Annotated in this window: 18 protein-coding genes and 1 tRNA gene; 6 read left to right on the top strand and 13 right to left on the bottom strand. The window is 68.4% G+C overall.

Annotated features, from left to right (window positions below; all coding sequences use genetic code 11):
• Positions 1-40 precede the first annotated feature (40 nt).
• Together L687_RS28055 and L687_RS28060 are read right to left on the bottom strand one after the other, a co-directional pair.
• Positions 41-499, bottom strand: a complete 459-nt coding sequence (locus tag L687_RS28055) for a RidA family protein (RefSeq protein ID WP_021199126.1) — start codon at positions 497-499, stop codon at positions 41-43.
• Positions 496-720: a hypothetical protein gene (locus L687_RS28060; RefSeq protein WP_021199127.1), complete on the bottom strand. Its 225-nt coding sequence runs from the start codon at positions 718-720 to the stop codon at positions 496-498. The genes L687_RS28055 and L687_RS28060 overlap by 4 nt, the downstream gene beginning before the upstream one ends.
• An 89-nt stretch (positions 721-809) precedes the next feature.
• On the opposite strand from L687_RS28060, the gene L687_RS28065 reads away from it, so the two are divergent.
• The 6 genes from L687_RS28065 to L687_RS28085 all read left to right on the top strand — a co-directional run bounded on the left by L687_RS28065 (position 810) and on the right by L687_RS28085 (position 6,629).
• A complete protein-coding gene (locus L687_RS28065) occupies positions 810-3,374 on the top strand; it encodes a transglycosylase domain-containing protein (protein ID WP_029258710.1) in 2,565 nt (854 codons plus the stop codon).
• Positions 3,365-4,306 carry a metallophosphoesterase gene (locus tag L687_RS28070; protein WP_031206961.1) on the top strand — a complete coding sequence of 314 codons (942 nt, stop codon included), beginning with the start codon at positions 3,365-3,367 and terminating at the stop codon, positions 4,304-4,306. Before L687_RS28065 ends, L687_RS28070 begins: the two co-directional genes overlap by 10 nt.
• A 55-nt stretch (positions 4,307-4,361) precedes the next feature.
• A tRNA-Pro gene (locus L687_RS28075) sits at positions 4,362-4,438 on the top strand.
• A gap of 67 nt (positions 4,439-4,505) precedes the next feature.
• Entirely contained in the window at positions 4,506-4,982 is a 477-nt protein-coding gene (locus L687_RS0121300) for a VanZ family protein (protein WP_021199130.1), read from the top strand.
• Entirely contained in the window at positions 4,979-5,734 is a 756-nt protein-coding gene (locus L687_RS28080; protein WP_021199131.1) for an HAD-IIB family hydrolase, read from the top strand. Before L687_RS0121300 ends, L687_RS28080 begins: the two co-directional genes overlap by 4 nt.
• A 52-nt stretch (positions 5,735-5,786) precedes the next feature.
• Complete coding sequence (locus L687_RS28085; protein ID WP_021199132.1) at positions 5,787-6,629, top strand: DUF1295 domain-containing protein; 843 nt, start codon at positions 5,787-5,789, stop codon at positions 6,627-6,629.
• A gap of 42 nt (positions 6,630-6,671) precedes the next feature.
• On the opposite strand, the gene L687_RS28090 is transcribed toward L687_RS28085, so the two are convergent.
• The 11 genes from L687_RS28090 to L687_RS28140 form a co-directional block, all read right to left on the bottom strand.
• Positions 6,672-7,931 carry an alpha-hydroxy acid oxidase gene (locus L687_RS28090; protein ID WP_021199133.1) on the bottom strand — a complete coding sequence of 420 codons (1,260 nt, stop codon included), beginning with the start codon at positions 7,929-7,931 and terminating at the stop codon, positions 6,672-6,674.
• Positions 7,932-7,941: 10 nt separating this feature from the next.
• The gene (locus L687_RS28095) at positions 7,942-8,664 is read right to left on the bottom strand and encodes a FadR/GntR family transcriptional regulator (RefSeq protein ID WP_021199134.1); all 723 of its coding nucleotides are present in this window, start codon (positions 8,662-8,664) and stop codon (positions 7,942-7,944) included.
• Positions 8,665-8,877: 213 nt separating this feature from the next.
• Positions 8,878-9,531 carry a thymidine kinase gene (locus L687_RS28100; protein ID WP_021199135.1) on the bottom strand — a complete coding sequence of 218 codons (654 nt, stop codon included), beginning with the start codon at positions 9,529-9,531 and terminating at the stop codon, positions 8,878-8,880.
• Between the two features lie 9 nt (positions 9,532-9,540).
• A complete protein-coding gene (locus L687_RS28105; protein ID WP_021199136.1) occupies positions 9,541-11,013 on the bottom strand; it encodes a malate:quinone oxidoreductase in 1,473 nt (490 codons plus the stop codon).
• Between the two features lie 83 nt (positions 11,014-11,096).
• Positions 11,097-12,167, bottom strand: a complete 1,071-nt coding sequence (locus L687_RS28110) for an aspartate-semialdehyde dehydrogenase (protein WP_021199137.1) — start codon at positions 12,165-12,167, stop codon at positions 11,097-11,099.
• A gap of 180 nt (positions 12,168-12,347) precedes the next feature.
• On the bottom strand, positions 12,348-13,628 hold the full coding sequence (locus L687_RS28115; RefSeq protein ID WP_029258718.1) for an aspartate kinase: 1,281 nt from the start codon (positions 13,626-13,628) through the stop codon (positions 12,348-12,350).
• A 280-nt stretch (positions 13,629-13,908) separates the two neighbouring features.
• The gene (locus tag L687_RS28120) at positions 13,909-14,826 is read right to left on the bottom strand and encodes a DMT family transporter (protein WP_031206964.1); all 918 of its coding nucleotides are present in this window, start codon (positions 14,824-14,826) and stop codon (positions 13,909-13,911) included.
• The gene (gene recR, locus L687_RS28125; RefSeq protein WP_021199140.1) at positions 14,823-15,416 is read right to left on the bottom strand and encodes a recombination mediator RecR; all 594 of its coding nucleotides are present in this window, start codon (positions 15,414-15,416) and stop codon (positions 14,823-14,825) included. Before recR ends, L687_RS28120 begins: the two co-directional genes overlap by 4 nt.
• Complete coding sequence (locus L687_RS28130; RefSeq protein WP_021199141.1) at positions 15,416-17,719, bottom strand: DNA polymerase III subunit gamma and tau; 2,304 nt, start codon at positions 17,717-17,719, stop codon at positions 15,416-15,418. Before L687_RS28130 ends, recR begins: the two co-directional genes overlap by 1 nt.
• Before the next feature lie 45 nt (positions 17,720-17,764).
• A complete protein-coding gene (locus tag L687_RS28135) occupies positions 17,765-20,269 on the bottom strand; it encodes a glycoside hydrolase family 65 protein (RefSeq protein WP_021199142.1) in 2,505 nt (834 codons plus the stop codon).
• Positions 20,266-21,024, bottom strand: coding sequence for an HAD family hydrolase (locus L687_RS28140; protein WP_021199143.1), 759 nt, complete (start codon positions 21,022-21,024; stop codon positions 20,266-20,268). The genes L687_RS28135 and L687_RS28140 overlap by 4 nt, the downstream gene beginning before the upstream one ends.
• Between the last annotated feature and the right edge of the window lie 79 nt (positions 21,025-21,103).

Below are 21,103 nucleotides of genomic sequence, written 5' to 3' on the forward strand. Positions count from 1 at the left end.
GCGTTTCTGGTTCACCGGCGGCTGGATGCCGCGCCGGGTGTCAGGCCAGCAGGAAGGCGACCTCGACCTCGACCGGGCTGCCGAGCGGAAGCTCGGCGACGCCGACGGCCGCGCGGGCGTGACGCCCGGCATCGCCGAAGATCTCACCGAGTACCTCGCTCGAGCCGTTGATGACGCCGGGCTGACCGGTGAAGCCCTCCGCCGAGGCGACGAAGCCGCCGACGCGGAGCACACCGACGATGCGATCGATCCCGCCGGCCGCATCCGCTGCCGCGGCGAGGGCGTTGAGCGCGCAGGTGCGAGCGTAGGACTTGGCGTCCTCGGCGGAGACCTCGCCGCCGACCTTGCCGACGGCCGGAAGCGCACCGTCGACGAACGGAAGCTGCCCGGAGGTGTAGACGAGACCGCCGTGCACGACCGCCGGGACGTAGGCGGCGACCGGGGCAGCGACGGCCGGGAGCTCGATGCCGAGTTCGGCAAGACGGGCGGAGACGCTCATGCCTGGCCTCCCTCGAACTGACGGGCGGCCTGTTCTGCGGCTGCGAGACCGGCGTTCGTCGACGCGTCCGACGTCACGGGGCGCTTCAAGTAGGCGACGAGCCCGCCCTCGGGGCCCTGCACGACCTGGACGAGCTCCCAGCCCTGCTTGCCCCAGTTGTTGAGGATGGCTGCGGTGTTGTGGATCAGCAGCGGCGTGGTGAGGTACTCCCACGTGGTCATGGCACTCCTGTCGATCGGGGCACGACACCCGAAATCCGGGGCGGGCTCGTCAAAGGCGGTATTCAGGGAACTCCCCTACGATCAAGCGTATGCCCCAAAAGAATCGCACGGTGAGAGGCGTGCTCGGCGGTCTCGTCGGGCTCGTCGGCCTGAGCGCCGTCGCCGGTCTCCTCGTCACGGCCAGCGTCACTCCGGTCCTCGCGATGACCGGTCTCGCAGGCACCCAGGCCCTCACGCTCTTCGATCAGCTCCCCGAGAGCCTCGACCCGAGCACGCCGATGGAGCAGTCGACCATCTACGCGACCGCCCCCGACGGATCCCAGGTCGAACTCGCGTCGTTCTACGAGCAGAACCGCGTCCCCGTGACGTACGAACAGGTCTCCCCGAACCTGTACGACGCGATCCTCTCGAGTGAGGACAAGAACTTCTACAGCCACGGCGGCGTCAACATCGGCGCCACGGTGAAGGCTCTGGTGGACAACGTACGCGGCACGTCCAGCCGTGGTGCGTCGACCATCAGCCAGCAGTACGTGAAGAACGTCCTCATCCAGAAGTGCGAGCAGGAGGTCGACACCACGTCCGACACCTACTCTGAGGACCTCCAGCAGTGCTGGAAGGATGCGACCAACGCGACCGGGGCCAAGGGCATCGAGCGCAAGCTGCAGGAGATGCGCTACGCGATCCAGATCGAGAAGGACTTCTCGAAGAACGACATCCTGCTCGGCTACCTGAACATCGCCAACTTCGGTGGCACTGTGTACGGCATCGAGGCCGCCGCGAACTACTACTTCTCGACGACCGCGGCGAACCTCACGGTCGCGCAGTCGGCGACTCTCGCGGGCATCGTGCAGAACCCCAACACGTATCGCATCGACAAGGCCGAACAGGGCACGACCACCAACGCCGAGGGCGTCGCCCTGAACACTGCGGCAGACGGATACTCGCTCACGAAGGACCGCCGACACTACGTGCTCGGGCGCATGCTCACGGACGGCAAGATCACGCAGGCGCAGTACGACGAAGCCGATGCCTCGGAGATCGCCCCCGCGCTGAACCCACCGACGCAGGGATGCGCCTCCGCAGGCACGAGCGCCTACTTCTGCCAGTACGTGAAGTCGATCGTGCTGAACGACGAGGCCTTCGGCAAGACCCAGCAGGAGCGGACGGATCTGCTCCGCCGCGGTGGCCTCAAGATCTACACGACGCTGGACTACCGCATCCAGAACCCTGCCGCCGAGAAGATGGCCGAGGTTGTTCCCGCCAACGCCGACAACCAGTACTTCGGGGCGGCCGGCGTCTCGGTCGAGGTCGGCACCGGCCGAATCCTCTCCATGACGCAGAACACGACCTTCACCGAGACTCCCACCGATGATCAGGCCTACTCCTCCCTGGTGTTTGCGGGCGATAAGAACCACGGGAACTCGGGTGGCTTCCAGGTCGGCTCGACCTACAAGCTCTTCACGCTGATCGACTGGCTCGAGAAGGGCCACTCCGTCAACGAGGTTCTCAACGGAAGCGTGCAGACGAACCTGAAGATCCCCGTCTGCGGAGCCAAGCAGAACGCCAACACCAAGGAGATCGGCAACTTCGGTGGCGGTGGCGGTGGAACCGGATCCGTGCTGAGCTTCACGAAGAACTCGCTCAACAGTGGTTACTTCGCGATGGCGTCGAAGCTCGATATCTGCGACATCAACAAGGTCGCCGACCGTATGGGTGTCACGCTGGCGAACGGCGACAAGGTCACCGACGAGAACGTGCCCTTCGACGTGCTCGGCCCGAAGAACATCTCCCCCCTCGCGATGGCGAACGCCTACGCGACCGTCGCGAGCGGTGGGAAGTACTGCACACCGCGCGCGATCGATCGCGTCGTCGGCCCCGACGGTCAGGACCGCGAACTGCCGGCATCGTCGTGCACCGACGGAGTGATCTCTCCCGAGGTCGCCGCGACGGCCGCCTTCGCGTTGCAGAGCGTCATGGGTGGCGGGGGCACCGGTTCCCGGGCGAACCCCAACGACGGCACGCCGCTGATCGGCAAGACCGGAACGCACGACACCTGGTCGACGATGATGATCGAGTCCAGCACCAAGGTCGCCACGGCGGTCTGGGCCGGCCGCTGGCAGGGCCAGGAGAACATCTACCGCAAGAGGGCCAACGGCTGGAACCTCAACGACATGCGTTACCCGGTGGCGCAGGCCGCGCAGGCCGCAGCGAACGCTGCGTACGGTGGAGACGCCTTCCCGAAGCCCGATGGCAAGCTCACCCGACAGCAGCTGACGACGGTTCCGAGTGTCGTGGGCAAGTCCGTCGAGGAAGCGACCGCGATCCTGACGGACGCCGGCTTCCAGGTCTCTGTCGGAGGAGCAGTGGACAGCGACCTCGCCGTCGGCCTGGTCGCCGGCCAGGATCCGACCGGGGAGGCGGCCACTGGCGCGACGGTGACCCTCACGACCAGCAACGGACAGGGCACGACCGTCCCGGCGAATCTCGTCGGGATGTCGAGAGCCCAAGCCTCTGCCGCGCTCGGTGCCGCAGGATTCACGAATATCGAATTCGACAACTCCTGCAATCCACCGACCTCCGTCGTCGGCGGATCCGACCCTGCGCCCGGCACCGCGGCCAGCAAGTCCACCGCCGTGCGTGTGACGTGCCAGTAGCGGCCCGTCGCGGCGCGCACCCGGCCCTCATCGCGCTCGGCGCGGTGGGGGCCGTGGGTGCCGGCGCCGCCATCTGGGGGATCGGGATCGAGCGGTACCTGTTCACCGTGCGCGAGGCCTCAACAGTGGCTCTCCCGCCCGGTGCCGCACCGCTGCGTATCCTGCACATCTCCGATGCGCACATGGCGCCGTGGCAGCATCGCAAGCAGGACTGGCTCGCCTCCCTCGCCGAGCTGAAGCCCGACCTCATCGTGAACACCGGGGACAATCTCGGCCACGAGAACGGACTCGACGGCATCCGGCGCGCTTTCGCTCCGTTCACCGGCATCCCCGGCGTGTTCGTGCACGGCTCGAACGACGTCGCCGCTCCGTCACCCCGGAATCCCTTCCGCTACTTCCTCGGACCGTCCAAGAAGCACCACAAGCCGGAGCTTCTCGACACGGACGCGATGGATCGGTACTTCACGGACGAGCTCGGCTGGACCGATCTGAACAACTCGGCCGCACGTCTGAACATCGCCGGCACCGACGTCGACCTCTTCGGGGTCAACGACGCTCACCGCGATTGGGACCGTCTGGATGAGCTTCCCGATGCCATCGCGGCTCTCGGTGCCCGCGACGCAGCGACGCCCGTCCTCGGCGTCACGCACGCGCCGTATCAGCGGGTGCTCAACAGCTTCATCGATCTCGGTGCCGATGCGATCCTCGGTGGCCACACGCACGGCGGTCAGGTGTGCATTCCCGGGTACGGGGCTCTCGTGGCGAACTGCGACATCCCGCTCAAGCAGGCCAAGGGGCTCAGCACCTGGTCGCACGGCGGCCGCACTGTGCCGCTCAACGTCAGCGCGGGGTGTGGACACTCCATCTACGCGCCGGTCCGGTTCGCCTGCCGCCCCGAGGCGACGCTGCTCACTCTGACCGCACAGGTGTGATCCGGCCTCGATTCGGCGCAGGGAACATTTCCCTGTAGACTCGGAGGGTTGCAAACGGGGTGTGGCGCAGCTTGGTAGCGCGCTTCGTTCGGGACGAAGAGGTCGCAGGTTCAAATCCTGTCACCCCGACCAGTAACACCGGAAGGCCGCCCTCAGGGGCGGCCTTCTCTGTACCGGGACCGTGCACGAAAGGGAACGCATGAACTCTCTGCTCCCGCCGCCGCGCCGTTTCACCCGGGCCTGGGCGATCGCCCTCGGTGTCCCCTTCCTGATCGGCCTCGCCGCTCTCACCCTCACGCCGTCGAAGGTCGAGGAGTCGATGCCGAATCTGCTCGACCTCGTGCTCGCCACAGCTCACCGTCTCGGCTGGGAGTGGCTCGACTTCACCCGGCTCGAGATCATCGCGAACGTGCTCGTCTTCGTGCCGGTCGGCATCCTCGCCTTCCTACTCCTCCCCCGTCGTATCTGGTTCCTCGCTGTGCTGGTGGGGCCGCTGCTGTCAGCGATGATCGAGATCGCCCAACGTGTGGCTCTCCCCCACCGCGCGGCGACCGTGAACGATGTCGTCGCCAACTCGACGGGCGCCATCATCGGCGTCGCCGTCGCGGTCGCCTTCACCCTGCTGATCGCCCCGAGATCCTCCCAGCGTCCACCTTCTAGGCTGGAGACATCATGACCGCGCCCACACTCGTCGCCTTCGATCTCGATGACACGCTCGCCCCCTCCAAGGGCCTGATCGACCCGCGGATCGCCGCGCTGCTCCGCACTCTGCTGCGCACCGTCGACGTCGCCATCATCTCCGGAGGGAACGAGGCGCAGTTCCGCTCGCAGGTGATCGCACAGCTCGGAAACGCTGACCCCTCCGATCTCGCCCGGCTGCACCTCCTGCCCACCTGCGGCACCCGCTACCTCCGCCACGACGGCACGGACTTCGCCCCGGTCTACGCCCACGATCTCAGCGAGGCCGACAAGCAGGCGGCCCTCACGGCTCTGCGCGAAGAGGCCGAGCGCCTCGGACTGTGGGAGGCCGAGCCGTGGGGCGACATCCTCGAGGACCGCGGATCGCAGATCACCTTCTCGGCGCTCGGTCAGCGTGCGCCGCGCGAGGCGAAGCACGACTGGGACCCGACGGGCGCCAAGCGGGCTGCGCTGCGGGATGCGGTCGCCGCACGCCTTCCCGGTCTCGAGGTGCGCTCGGGCGGTTCGACCTCGATCGACATCACCCAAGCCGGTATCGACAAGGCCTTCGGAATGCGGCAACTCGCCGCGCACACCGGCATCGCCCTCGCCGAGATGCTGTTCTACGGCGACCGGCTCGATGAGGGGGGCAACGACTACCCCGTGCTCGCGATCGGTGTTCCCGCCATCGCCGTCGACGGCTGGGAAGACACCGCAGACAAGCTCGACGCGCTTCTGCTGACGCTCTGACCTTCGCGGTGTCGCGCTGCGCGACCCTACGCGAGAGTCCTAGCATGGCGTCATGGATGCCCTGCTGATCGTCATCGTCGTCGCCGCGGCCACCAGCGCCGTCTGCTGGGTGCTCTCCCTGATCACCCGCGACACCTCCTGGGTCGACCGCGCGTGGTCGATCGTGCCGGTGGCCTACGTCTGGATCTTCGTCGCCGGCGCTTTCGTGAACGGTGACGGGTCGGCGCGTGTGGTCGTGATGGGTGTGCTCGCCACCGCGTGGGGCGCACGCCTGACCTTCAACTTCGCCCGCAAGGGTGGCTACACCGGGATGGAGGACTACCGCTGGGCCATCCTGCGTGAGCGGATGCGGCCCTGGCAGTTCCAGATCTTCAACGCGCTGTTCATCATCTGCTATCAGATGGCGCTGCTCGTGCTCATCACGCTGCCGACGCTGGTCGCCGCACAGCACCCTTCGGCCCTCACCGGGTGGGATGCGCTGTTCATCGCCGCATTCGTCGCCTTCCTCGTCGGAGAGACGATCGCCGATCAGCAGCAGTGGGTGTTCCATCAGCGGAAGAAGCAGGCGGGTGGCACGCTCGCACCGGGATTCGCCACGACGGGCCTCTTCCGATACAGCCGGCACCCGAACTTCTTCTTCGAGCAGGCGCAGTGGTGGGCCTTCTACGCGATCGGAGCGACGGCTGCGGTCACCGGCGGAGCCGGCGTCATCGGCGGGGTGCTGAATCCGACGATCGTCGGTCCGACTCTGCTGACCGTGCTCTTCATCGGCTCGACGATCTTCACCGAGTCGATCACCGCGTCGAAGTACCCGGCGTACGCCCAGTACCGCAAGACCACGTCGATGCTGGTGCCGTGGCCCCCACGCACCAGGGCGGTGGCCACGCAGTCCTGAGACGACGTGGCCACCTCCCGGTCAGATCCGGACGAGCAGGGCTCAGTGCACGCGGGCTTCCGCGGCGGCGCTGGCCACGGGAACCAAGCGGGTCAACTGGGTCACGTGCGCGGGCTCGAGCTCGGCGAGCGAGGCGACACCCAGCAGGCGCATCGTGCGTTCGATCTCGCTGCGCAGGATCGCGATCGTGCGGTCGACACCCTGACGTCCGCCCGCCATCAGACCGTAGAGGTACGCCCGTCCGATCAGCGTGAAGTCCGCTCCAAGCGCCACCGCGGCGACGATGTCCGCACCGTTCATGATGCCGGTGTCGATCATCACCGTGAAGTCGTCGCCCACGGCCTTGCGCACCTCGGGAAGCAGGTGGAACGGGATCGGTGCACGGTCGAGCTGGCGGCCACCGTGGTTCGAGAGGACGATCCCGTCGACTCCGGCATCGCGCAGACGCACCGAGTCCTCGACGTTCTGCACGCCCTTGATCACGATCTTGCCTGGCCAGATATCGCGGATGACGGCGAGATCGTCATAGCTGATCGTGGGGTCCATCGCGGCGTCCAGCAGCTCGCCCACGGTCCCTCCGGTCGTGCTGAGCGAGGCGAACTCGAGCTTCGGGGTGGTGAGGAAGTCATACCACCACCATGGGCGCGGGATCGCGTTGATGATCGTGCCGAGGGTCAGCTGCGGCGGGATGCTGAACCCGTTGCGCTTATCGCGCAGACGCGCTCCCGCGACCGGGGTGTCCACCGTGAACTGCAGGGTGTCGAACCCCGAGGCGGCGGCGCGACGGGTGAGCTCGTAGGAGATCTCACGGTCGCGCATGACGTAGAGCTGGAACCAGTTGCGTCCGTGCGGGTTGGCGGCCTTCACGCCCTCGATCGAAGTGGTGCCGAGGGTCGAGAGCGTGAACGGGATCCCGGCCGCGGCCGCGGCGCCCGCGCCCGCCGTCTCCCCCTCGGTCTGCATCAGACGGGTGAACCCGGTCGGGGCGATTCCGAACGGCAGAGCGGACGGACCGCCGAGGATCTCGACGCTGGTGTCGACGGTCGGCGCCGGTCGCAGGATCCCGGGGTGGAACTCCACGTCCTGGAACGCCTGACGTGCGCGCGTGAGCGACAGCTCGCCCTCGGCGGCGCCGTCGGTGTAGTCGAACGCGGCCTTCGGCGTGCGGCGCTTGGCGATCAGGCGAAGATCATCGATCGTGAGAGCACCCTCCAACCGTCGCTTGCGACCGTCGAGTTCGGGCTTCTTGAACTTCATCAGCTCGAGGAGCTCGACGGGGTTGGGGAATTGGCGCTGCACCATGATGTGCCTCTCAGATCTGGGGGTGGATCTCACGGGTCAGGCCCGCGGACGTGTAGTAGCCGGTGATGTGCGTGTGGACCAGGGAACGCGCTGTCTCGACGTCGGCGGCATCGATCGCCGCGACGAGTGCGTGGTGCTCGGCGCGAAGCCGCGTCGCCATCGCCTCCCAGTCGGCGATCGCGGAGACGCCCGCCTGCACGTAGGACTCGATCGAGGAACGAAGACCCGCCATCATCGCGGCGATGACCGTGTTTCCGCTGGCCTCGGCGAGCGAGAGGTGCAGCTGCGCGTCGAGGGCGAGGAACTCCGACGGGGCGAGGCCCGGGGCGTCCATCGCGGCGAGCAGTTCATGGGCGCGGTCCGTGTCGCGCTCGGGGGCGCCTGCCATCGCGGCGACGACCGCGTCTTCGAGCACCAGACGCGTGCGCACGACGTCGTCGAGCGGGAAGCCTTGCGCCGCCACCTGGAGCCGCAGCAGCGCTGACATGCCACCGGTGGGCGTGGCGATGACGATGGCGCCCGATTGCGGGCCCGAGCCGGTCGCTGTGCGGATGAGCCCCATCACTTCGAGCACCCGGAACGCCTCGCGCACGCTCGAGCGTCCGACGCCGAGTTCGGATGCCAGATCACGCTCGGACGGGAGACGATCACCCGGGCCGAGACGGCCGTCGAGGAGGTCGCGTTCGATGTGCTCGAGCACGAGTCGCCATGCGCGCGCCGGCTGGTCGGTCATCGAACCTCCTGTGGTCTGACCACAGAGTATCGCGTGTGGTCAGACCACGCAAACAGGCACGCTCGATCCCCGCCCCGCGTGCGCACCTCAGGAAGAAGACGACGACGTGCGTCGCAGACGGCTCACCGCGGCACGGGGCCGACTGTCTTCCTGGATTGTGCACGGCTGCGCGACGGCAGCGGCCGACGGGCGCCTCGACGGATCGGGCCGGCCTCAGCCCAGGCGACCACCGGACTCTTCGAGGTAGCAGGTACCGCAGAGCGACTCATAGGTGGTCAGCTCCGGCGAGGCCGATCCGGTCGCGCCCTCGTCGATAGCGACCTGGTCGCCGTCGAACACGAACCGTCCGCCGACGACGCGACCGTTGAACACGGCCTTCCGCCCACAGCGGCAGATGGTCTTGAGTTCCTCCAGCGAGTGCGCGATCGCGAGCAGTCGCGCGGATCCGGGGAAGGCATGAGTGAGGAAGTCGTTGCGGATGCCGTAGGCGATGACCGGGATTCCGTCGACCACCGCGATGCGGAAGAGATCATCGACCTGGGTCGGCGTGAGGAACTGCGCCTCGTCGATCAGCAGGCAGGCGACGTCGCTCGGCCCTTCCGGCAGCAGCTCGTCGTCCGACGCATGCTGCATGCGCCCGCGATGTGCGGCGAAGATCGCACGCGCGTCGTCATCGGGATCGATCAGGAAGTCGACCCGACGGGTGACGCCGAGTCGACTCTCGATCTCGGATGCCCCCTTGGTGTCGATCGCCGGCTTCGCGAGAAGCACGTGCTGCCCGCGCTCCTCGTAGTTGTAGGCGGCCTGCAGCAGGGCGGTCGACTTTCCGGAGTTCATCGCGCCGTAGCGGAAGTAGAGCTTCGCCACGGTGCGACCTCAGACGTTGATGCCGAGTGCGGCTGCGGTCGCTGCGGTCGATTTCTCGGCGAGCTCCGGATTCTCGTTCAGCTTCTCGCCGAACGTGGGGATCAGCGCGCGCAGCTCGGGCTCCCAACCCGGGTACTCCGCAGGGAAGCACTTCTTGAGCAGATCGAGCATGATCGGCACGGCGGTCGAGGCGCCCGGAGAAGCACCGAGCAGACCCGCGATCGACCCGTCGGCCGCCGCGACGACCTCGGTGCCGAACTGCAGGATGCCACCCTTCTTCGGGTCCTTCTTCATGACCTGGGCGCGCTGGCCGGCGTCGATGAGCGTCCAGTCCTCGTCCTTCGCAGTCGGCATGAACGTACGCAGGCTGTCGACCTTCTTGGCGTGGTTCTTCAGCAGCTCGCTGATGAGATACGTGATGAGATCGGGGTTCTTCACCGCCACCTGCAGCATCGGCAGCAGGTTGTGCGCGCGCACCTGCGAGACGATGTCGAGCATCGACCCGTTCTTCAGGAACTTCGGGCTGAAGGTCGCGAACGGCCCGAACATGAGCGAGGCCTCGCCGTCGACGACACGCGTGTCGAGGTGCGGGACCGACATGGGCGGAGCACCCACCGACGCCTGCGAGTACACCTTCGCCTTGTGCTGGGCGACGATCGTCGGGTTGGTGGTCTTGAGGAACTGGCCGCCGATCGGGAAGACGCCGTAGCCCTTGATCTCCGGGATGCCGGAATTCTGCAGCAGCTTGAGAGCCCAGCCGCCGGCCCCGACGAACACGAAGCGCGCCTTGACCTCGCTCGGGGTGTGACCGATGCTGTTGCGGTACTTGACCAGCCAGGTGCCGTCCTTCTGCTTCTTCAGACTGCGCACCTCGTGGTTGGTGCGCAGCGTGACGCCGGAGTCGGTCAGATGGTCGAACAGCTGGTGCGTGAGGGCGCCGAAATCGACGTCGGTGCCCGCGGGGACGCGGGTCGCGGCGAACGGCTCGCCCTTCACCCGCTGCTGCATGAGGAGCGGCGCCCACTTGTTGATGACGCGGGAATCCTCGCTGTACTCGATGCCCGCGAACAGCGGCTGCTTCTTGAGTACCTCGTACCGGTTCTTGAGGTACGCGACATCCTTCTCACCGCGCACGAACGTCATGTGCGGCGTCGCGTTGATGAAGGTCGACGGCGCATCGAGCACGCCCTTCTCCACCAACGACGACCAGAACTGCCGGCTCTGCTGGAACTGCTCGTTGATCGAGACCGCCTTGGCGGGGTCGAGCGGGGCATCACCCTGCTGCGGCATGTAGTTCAGCTCGCACAGTGCGGCGTGCCCCGTGCCGGCGTTGTTCCACGGGTTCGAGCTCTCCTGAGCCACCTCGGAGAGTCGCTCGAAGGCGACGATCTTCCACTCCGGCTGCAGCTCGTGCAGGAGAGTACCCAGGGTGGCGCTCATGATGCCACCGCCGATCAGGACGACATCGACGTTTTCAGTCACCGAACCAGTCTAGTTCGCGGGCACGCCACCGCCGACCATGCGGCACGGCCCGGTCAGACCGCTTCCACATCGCGGGGATACCGTCAGGCTATGACCGCCAGGCGCTCTGCCAGGATCTCGGCGATCTGCACGGCGTTCAGCGCCGCCCCCTTGCGCAGGTTGTCGTTGCTGAGGAACAGCACGAGCCCCTTGCCCTCGGGGGCGGACTGGTCGGCGCGGATGCGACCGACGAAGCTCGGGTCCTTCCCCGCGGCCTGCAACGGGGTGGGAACCTCGTCGAGCACGACACCGGGAGCGACGCTCAGCACCTCGCGCGCACGCTCGGGCGTGATGTCGCCGGCGAACTCGACGTTGATCGACAGCGAGTGCCCCGTGAAGACCGGCACCCGCACGCAGGTGCCCGCGACACGGAGGTCCGGGAGTTCGAGGATCTTGCGGCTCTCGTTGCGGAGCTTCTTCTCCTCGTCGGTCTCGTTGTCGCCGTCGTCGACGAGGTTGCCGGCGAACGGGATCACGTCGAACGCGATCGGCGCGATGTACTTCTCGGGCTCGGGGAAGTCGACCGCCGACCCGTCGTGCACGAGGCGGAGGGTGTCGCCCTGTGCGAGCACGCCCTCGACCTGGCCGAGGAGCTCCTGGGCACCGGCGAGCCCGGAGCCGGAGACAGCCTGGTAGGTCGACACGATCAGACGCTCGAGACCGGCCTCGGCGTGCAGGGCTTTCAGCACCGGCATCGCGGCCATCGTGGTGCAGTTCGGGTTCGCGATGATGCCCTTGGGGCGCTCGTCGATCGCGTGCGGGTTGACCTCGCTGACCACGAGCGGGACCTCGGGGTCCATGCGCCAGGCGCTGGAGTTGTCGACGACCACGGCACCGGCGGCGGCGAAGCGCGGCGCATAAGCGCGGCTCGCGGTGGCTCCGGCCGAGAACAGGGCGATGTCGATACCCGCGACATCCGCCGTCTCGACGTCTTCGACGATGACCGTCGCTCCACCGAATTCGATGGCCGTGCCGGCCGAGCGCGCCGAGGAGAACAGGCGCAGGTCGCGGATCGGGAACGACCGCTCGGCGAGAATCTCGCGCATCACGGTGCCCACCTGGCCGGTGGCGCCGACGATGGCGACGGAGAGTCCTGAATCGGAGATGCGGGTCATGATGTTCCTTGGCGTCGTGCGGTACTGCGTACGAGGCTTCGGGCGCGGCGTCGGGGTGATGAAGCTGCGCCTGGCGCCGGTGTCAGGGTTTCGGCGAGTCTACCGTGGTCTCACGAACTGCCGGCGCTGCGTGCCGAGGGGGCACGGAGTCGGCAGGAAAACGGCGATGAACGGCGGAGATCAGCGGCCGGTGCCGGCGTGGACCGTGGCTTCGGCGTCACCGTCGAGTCCGTAGGCGGTGTGCACGGTGCGCGCGGCCTCGGTGAGGTCGGTGTCGCGCAGCACGACCGAGATGCGGATCTCCGAGGTCGAGATCATCTCGATGTTGATCCCCCCGGCCGACAGCGCCTCGAAGAGGGTGGCGGAGACACCCGAGTGCGTGCGCATGCCCGCGCCGACGACCGACAGCTTGCCGATCTGGTCGTCGTGGATCAGGTTCTGGAACCCGACCTCGGTCTGCTCCCCGGCGAGGGCCTTGAGGGCGGCCGCCGCATCCGCCTTGGGGACGGTGAAGGAGATATCGGTGCGCCCGGTGGCCGAGACGTTCTGCACGATCATGTCGACGTTCGCACCCGACTTCGCGACGATCTTGAAGATCTCGGCGGCCTTGCCCGGCACATCGGGCACGCCCGCGACCGTGATCTTGGCCTGGCTGAAGTCGGTGGCGACGCCGGCGACGATCGGTTCTTCCATGACTGCTCCCTCGGCTTCGCGGGGGTTCTTCATACCCTCGCCCAGAACGTATGTGCCCTCGGCCGACGAGAACGTCGACCGAGCGTGAATCAGGACGCCGTGACGGCGTGCGTACTCGACGGCGCGGATGTACAGCACCTTGGCCCCGTTGGCGGCGAGCTCCAGCATCTCCTCGCTCGAGACATGATCGAGCTTCTGTGCCTTCGGGATCACGCGCGGATCGGCGGTGAAGATGCCGTCGACGTCGCTGTAGATCTCGCAGACATCGGCGTCGAGCGCGGCGGCGAGGGCGACGGCGGTGGTATCGGACCCGCCGCGACCGAGCGTGGTGATGTCACGGGTGTCGCGGTTGAAGCCCTGGAACCCGGCGACGATCACGATCGCGCCCTCGTCCAGAGCTTCGCGCAGACGCACGGGCGTGACATCGACGATGCGGGCGGCACCGTGCTGCGAGTCGGTGATCATGCCCGCCTGGCTGCCCGTGAACGACCGCGCCTCGAAGCCCATGGAGTGGATCGCCATGGCCAGCAGCGCCATCGAGATGCGCTCTCCGCTGGAGAGGAGCATGTCGAGTTCACGGGGCGCGGGAATCGGTGCGACCTCGTTGGCGAGATCGAGCAGCTCGTCGGTGGTGTCGCCCATGGCGCTCACAGCGACGACCACGTCGTGCCCGGCACGACGCGTATCGACGATGCGCTTGGCGACGCGCTTGATGCTCTCTGCGTCGGCGACGGACGAGCCGCCGTACTTCTGCACGATGAGGGCCACGATCACTCCCTGGGATGACGGGCGGATCCGCCCACGCTCATTCTACGATCGGCGCGTATGCCCCGTTGCGCATGTGTCAGGCCGCGTGCGTCGCGACGCGGTGCGTCGCGGTGCGTCGCGACGCGGTGAGTCGAGTGCGGTGCGTCGAGTGCACGGGATGTCGCCGAGTGCACGGGATGTTCGCATGAGCAAGCCGTGCACTCGGCGGCAAGCCGTGCACTCGACGACTCGGAGTGGGAGGTGCGCGGCGCGGCGCACGGCAGGGGGTGCGGGGCGCGGCTCAGAGGGAGGGCGGGAGAGCCTGGGGAGAGACCGGGCGCAGCCGACCACCTGTGGCGGCGAACCAGCACCCCACGATGATCAGCGGGAAGCCCAGCAGCAGGCCGGGCGTCAACGGCTCGGCGAGGACGAGGGCTCCGAGGACGATCGCGACCACCGGATTCACATAGGTGAACAGTGGCGCGCGCACCGGACCGACTTCGCGGATGAGCGCGAAGAAGGCCAGGAAGGCCACCGCCGTGCAGATCACGGCGAGCGCGAGCAGCGCGACGATCGACGGCAGAGTGGGCACCTCGTGCTGAGTGAGCAGCCCGATCGGGAGGTAGAAGATCCCGATCATGAGAAGAGAGAGGGTGATGGTGCCGAGGGACGGCACATCGTTGAGCTTGCGAGCGACGATGAAGGGCGCGGTCGCATACAGCACCGCGACCAGCAGCACCTCGCCGGCCGCGAGAAGACTGACCTCACCACCGAAGAGCCCGGGGCCCGCGACCACCACCGCGACACCGACGAACCCGACGAGCAGACCGATCCCGCGGGCCGGCCGCAGCACGCCGCGGTCGCCACCGCCGAGGGCGATGAGAGCGGCGAACAGCGGCACGGTCGCCACCAGCAGGCCCGTCATGCCGGAGGGCAGCGTCATCTCGGCGTGCCCGAGCAACAGGAAGGGGCCCGCCATCTCGACGACGCCGAACGCGAGCACCCACGGCCAGTGCTTCAGAGCGGCACGCAGCGCGCCGCTGCGGAGGGCGAACGGCAGCAGCAGCAGAGCCGCGATGAGCGTGCGCCCCGCCACGATCGCCGGTGGCGAGAAGGACTCGACCGCGACGCTGATGAACAGATACGGAACTCCCCACAGCAGCGCCATAGCGCCGAAGAGGAGCCAGCCACGACGTGAGAAGCCCGTGTGGGGGCTCACAGGATGCGCCGGCCTTCGAAGGCGCGACCGAGGGTGACCTCGTCGGCGTACTCGAGGTCGCCGCCGACGGGCAGGCCCGAAGCGAGACGGGAGACCGTGATCTGCATCGTCGTCAGCAGGCGGCTGAGGTAGCTCGCGGTCGCCTCCCCCTCGAGATTGGGGTTGGTGGCGAGGATGACCTCCTGCACGGTGCCGTCGGCGAGGCGGGTCATGAGCTGGGCGATGCGCAGGTCGTCCGGTCCGATGCCGGCGATGGGGCTGATCGCTCCGCCGAGGACGTGGTAGAGGCCCCGGAACTCCCTGGTGCGCTCGATGGCGGCGACGTCTTTGGCGTCTTCGACCACACAGATCAGCGCCTGGCTGCGACGCGGGTCGCGGCAGATGGCGCAACGCTCCTGCTCGGCGACGTTGCCGCAGATCTCGCAGAACCGCACGCGGAGACGGATCTCACTGAGCAGCTCAGCGAGACGGGCGACGTCGAACGTCGGCGTCTGCAGGATATGGAACGCGATCCGCTGCGCGGACTTCGGGCCGATGCCGGGGAGCCGACCGAACTCGTCGATCAACTCCTGAACGATGCCGTCGTACATCAGGAGAACCTCGTCGGGGGCTCGTAGGGCTCTTCGCGCAGGAATGTCGCGCCGAGCACCTGGCGGATCACGGCCTCACCGTAGCGCTGCACTCCTCCGACGGAGGGCGAACGCTCGATGACGACCGGCGGAGTGGCGACGGCCGTGCGCTGCGTCTGCGGCGCCGACCGGTCGGGAGCAGCCCCGCGCGACACGGACGGGTCGGCCGGCGGCTCGTACGAGGGGTCGTACGGAGGCTCATCGTCGTAGGCCGGAGCCTCGTCGTCGCCGGGCAGCGGCGGTTCGTCGCGATCGATGACGCCGTCGGACGGGGGAACCGGTGCCGAGGCCGCTGCCTCGACCTCTTCGGGCTCATCGTCGACGGGGAGCGGAGCGGACGGTATCGGAGCGTCGCGCACCGACTCCTCGTTCGCGGTCGGAATCGACGCGACGGCCCACTCCGTCACCGACGATGCGGACGCGCCACGGACCTGCGAACGAGGGGAACGCGCTGACGCAGGCTCCGATGCGGGAGCGGAATCAGTCGGTGCCGAGGATCCGGACGACGCCGGCTGGCGCGGGGCACCCCCGGTCGGCATCGGGGCGGGGAGGTACTTCACGCGGACGCCGAGCTCGTTCTCGATCGCGGAACGCAGGTGGTCGGAAGGCCCTGAGCCCGGGGTCGTGCCCTTGAACTTGGCGACATCGTGCTGGCTGGTGAATCCGAGCGTGAGCACCTCGGTCTCGGTGACGTACGCCAGGGGCTGCACGGCCGTGGCCAGCAGCCAGGACGTGCGGCTGATGCTCTCGAGCCGCGTCAGCACGGCGGGCCACGCGGCGCGGATGCGCTCGAACGTGACCGGTCCCTGCGATGCCGCAGGAGCCGCGGGTTCCGCAGGAGCCGCGGGTTCCGGTGCGGCACCGTCGGATACCGCACCGACGCTCTCGCTCGCCGCCTGCTCGACGACCCGAGTCTGGGCAGCCGAAGCAGGAGCGGATTCGACGACGACCGGCTCCGGCGTCTGCGTGGTAGCGGCCGGGCTGACGGGAGCCGCAGACGCCGCCGGGGCCGCGGGAGCCGATGAACCGGCCGAAGCCCCGATCGTGGATGACGCGGAAGGCGCCGACGCTGCCGGGGTCGCGACCTGTCGGGCGGGAACCGCGGTACGCTCCCCCGCCGGCGCGGGCGCAGCCACGGCGGCATCCGTCGCTCCCGCGAGCACCCGTGCGACCATGAGCTCGAGATGCAGGCGCGGAGATGTGGCTCCCGACATGTCGTCGAGTGCCGCACTCACCACGTCGGCCGTGCGCGAGAGGCGTGCGGAGCCGAATTCTGCGGCCTGGGCGCGCATGCGCTCCAGGTCGTCTTCGGCGATACCGCGCAGGACGGCGGATGCGCCGGCGCCGACCGCCGCGATCACGATGAGATCGCGCAGACGCTCGAGCAGATCGTCGACGAAGCGACGGGGGTCCTGCCCGGTCTGCACGACCCGGTCGATCGCGGGGAACGCGGTCGCCGCGTCGCCCGCGGCGAGCGCGTCGACGATCTCGTCGAGGAGGGCGGCATGCGTGTACCCGAGCAGGGAGACGGCGCGCGCATAGCCGACGGTGACCGTCTCCGAACCTGCGGGGGCGTCGGAGCCGGCGATCAGCTGGTCGAGCAGCGAGAGCGTGTCACGGGGCGAGCCGCCGCCGGCGCGGACCACGAGCGGGAGGACGCCCTGCTCGACGATCACGCCCTCTTCGGCGCACAGCTTGGCGACGTACTCGAGCATCGCGGCCGGCGGGACGAGTCGGAACGGGTAGTGGTGGGTGCGCGAGCGGATCGTGCCCAGCACCTTCTCGGGCTCGGTGGTCGCGAAGATGAACTTCACGTGCTCCGGCGGCTCTTCGACGAGCTTGAGCAGCGCGTTGAAGCCCTGGGGCGTCACCATGTGCGCCTCGTCGAGGATGAAGATCTTGTACCGGTCGCGGCTGGGGGCGAATGTCGCCCGCTCGCGCAGGTCGCGCGCGTCGTCGACGCCGTTGTGGCTCGCCGCGTCGATCTCGACGACATCGAGTGATCCGCCGCCGGCCCGCGACAGCTCCACACAGCTCGGGCAGACGCCGCAGGGCACGTCGGTCGGCCCCTCGGCGCAGTTCAGGCACCGCGCCAGGATGCGCGCGGACGTGGTCTTGCCGCACCCGCGGGGGCCGGAGAACAGATAGGCATGGCCGACCCGGTCACCGCGCAACGCCGTCATGAGCGGATCGGTCACCTGGGACTGCCCGATCATCTCGCCGAACGTCTCGGGTCGGTAGCGGCGGTAGAGGGCTGTGGTCACCTCAACAGCCTACGGCGTGCCACCGACCTTCGGCGGGCCCGAGCATCAGTCGATCGTCTCGATCACCGGGATCGTCGTCGTGATCACGGGAACGGATGCCGACATGCGCGTGCCGTCCTCGCGTCGAGCGTCGGCGAACTGTCGGAGCGTCGGACGACCGGGGAGCAGGGGACCCTGATCCGCGAGCGGCACGACGACCTCGTCGTCGACGGTCGCGATGTACGCGGTCTCTCGCACGCTGAAGGGAACGGGGGGTCCGTTCCTCACCTGCACGCGCAGCTCGGCCGCGGTCACCGTCACGTGCAGCGTCGATCCCTGCCACTGCAGCGGGAACGACAGCGACGGCCAGCTCGCCGGAAGCCGCGGGTCGAAGCTCAGTTCGCCGGCATAGTCGCGCATCCCGCCGAAACCGCACACCAGAGCCGTCCACACCCCGCCGGCGGAAGCGACGTGCACGCCGTCCGCCGCGTTGTGGTGCAGGTCGTGCAGGTCGACGAACAGCGACTGCTCGAAGTACTTCTGCGCGAGGTCCTGATACCCCACCTCGGCGGCGAGGATCGACTGCACGACGGCCGAGAGAGTCGAGTCGCCGGTGGTCAGCGGGTCGTAGTAGTCGAAGTCCGCCTTCTTCTCCTCTGGCGTGAAGTGATTGCCCTGCAGGAACAGCGCCAGCACGACGTCGGCCTGCTTGAGCACCTGGAACCGGTAGATCACGAGGGGGTGGAAGTGCAGCAGGAGCGGACGCTGATCGGCGGGCGTATTGGCGAGGTCCCACACCTCACGCTCGAGGAACAGGGAGTCCTGCGGGTGGATGCCGAGGCCCTCGCTGTAGGGGATGTACATGGCCTCTGCGGCGCGATCCCAGGCTTCGGCCTCGCCGGGGCCGAGGCCGGTGCGGTCGACCAGCTTCACGTAGTCGTCGGGATAGCTCTCCCTGATCTCGCGCACGATCTTGGCCGCGTAGCGGAGGTTGTAGCGCGCCATGACGTTCGTGTAGAGATTGTCGTTCACGACCGTCGTGTACTCGTCGGGGCCGGTGACGCCGTGGATGTGGAACGTCTCGGTCCCCTCCCCCGGCATGCCTTCGATCAACCGGGAGGCACGCCAGAAGCCGAGGGTCGCCCACAACCGGGCGGTCTCGATCGCGATGTCGGCGCCTTCCCGACGCAGGAACTCCTCGTCCCCCGTCGCACGCACGTACTTGCCCAGGGCGAAGCTGATGTCGGCGTTGATGTGGTACTGCGCCGTGCCGGCCGCGTAGTAGGCCGAGGCCTCCTCGCCGTTGATCGTGCGCCAGGGGAAGAGCGCCCCCGCCTCGTTGAGCTGCGCGGCCCGACGACGTGCGGCCGGGAGCATGCGCACGCGGGCGCGCAGTGCGTTGTATGCCCAGCGTGGCGAGGTGTACGTGAGGAACGGGAGCACGTAGATCTCGGTGTCCCAGAAGTAGTGCCCGCTGTATCCCGAACCGGAGACGCCCTTGGCGGGGACTCCGGCGCCGTCGGCACGCGCCGAGGCCTGGGCGAGCTGGAACAGGCACCAGCGGGTGGCCTGCTGCAGGTCGTCGCGCCCGCCGATCTGCACGTCGCTGCGCTCCCAGAACGCGTCGAGCCATTCCCGCTGCCGACGGAACACAGTCTCGACGCCCTCGTCCGCCGCCCGGTCGAGCGAGCGACGGCAGCGGTCGACGAGCTCGCGCGGGGGTACGCCTCGCGACGTGTGGTAGCTGACGAGCTTGGTCACGGTGATCGGCACGCCGGCCTTCGCCTGCACACGGAACACGTTCTTGGCGATGTCCGGTTCCACCAGCGTGCGGGCGTTGTACTCGTTCTCGGTCTCGACGACGTGGTCGGCGACCACGGCGACGGTCATGCCCGAATCGGCGACACGATAGGAGAGCGCGGATCGCAGCCCGTCCTGCCAGTGCTCGGCGGGCTCCAGCACGCGATCGGCGATCTTCTCGGCCTTGCGGGGGTCGAACGCCGCGGCCTTCGTGCCGATCGGCGTGCCCGCGTAGACGCCGGCGCCGTCCTGCCTGTTGAGCAGCTGGCAGCTGATGGTGACGGGGGCGTCGGCGTTCTCGACCACGACCTCGAGGCGCAGCACGGCGAGATGACGCTCCTCGAAGCTGACGATGCGCTCGTCGCGCATGCGCACGCGCTTGCCGGACGGGGTCTCCCAGACCACGTGGCGCTCCAGCACGCCGGTTCGCAGGTCGAGTGTGCGCCGGTACTCGCGCACATCGGCGTCGTCCAGCGAGACCGGCTCATCGTCGACGTACACGCGCATGACCTTGGCATCCGGCGCGTTGACGATCGTCTGCCCGACCTCTGCGAAGCCGTAGGCCTGCTCGGCGTGACGGATCGGCCAGGTCTCGTGCAGACCGTTGATGAACGTGCCGTGCTCCTGCGCGCCGCGACCCTCGATGTGGTTGCCGCGCAGGCCGAGATAGCCGTTGCCGACGGAGAACAGCGTCTCTCCGACGCCCTCCTCCGAGTAGTGAGTGTCGATCAGACGCCACGGGTCGGCGGGGAAGCGGTCGCGGTCGATCATGCGGTCTCCGGGATGTCGGTGCGGGAAGAGGGAAGGAGGACGGCGAGGTCGTCGACCACGACGGTGGCGCCGGCCGCGCGCAAGGCGTCGGCACCCGTGCCACGGTCGACGCCGACCACGGTTGCGAAGCCGGCCGCCGCAGCGGAGGCGGCGCCGGACGTGGCGTCCTCCACGGCGACCGCACGGGCGGGGTCGATCCCGAGGGCGACGGCACCGGCGGCGAACATGTCGGCGGCGGGTTTGGAGGCGAGTCCGTCGCGTTCGGCCACGACGCCGTCGACGACGATCCGGAAGAAGGAGCGCAGGCCCGCGGCCCCCAGGACCTCTTCGGCGTTCTTGGAGCTCGACACCACGCCGAGCGGGACTCCGGCGGAATGCAGGCTCTCGACGAGTGCGAGCGAGCCGGGATACGGCGCGATCCCCTGGCCGCGCAGCGATGCGGCGAACGCGGCGTTCTTGCGGTTGCCGATACCGCACACGGTCTCGGCCGAGGGGTCGTCGTCGACGTCGCCCCACGGCAGCTCGACGTTGCGACTGTGCATCAGGCTCGCGACGCCGTCGTAGCGCTTCTTGCCGTCGACGTAGTCGTAGTAGTCGGCATCGGTGTACGGCGGAGTGATCCCCCATCGCGCGAACACATCGTCGAACACGGCCTTCCAGGCGCGCATGTGCACCTCGGCCGTCGGGGTGAGCACGCCGTCGAGGTCGAAGAGCACGCCGTCGGCGTGGAACAGGTCGGGCAGTGCTTCGGGCACAGAGCCTCCAGGAGAAGGGCGATCGTCGGGCCGGCACCTCTCCGTGCCACTGTGCAAGCGTAATGCGGTCGCGCACCGC

The organism is Microbacterium maritypicum MF109, from assembly GCF_000455825.1.
In the GTDB taxonomy this organism is placed as follows: domain Bacteria; phylum Actinomycetota; class Actinomycetes; order Actinomycetales; family Microbacteriaceae; genus Microbacterium; species Microbacterium maritypicum_A.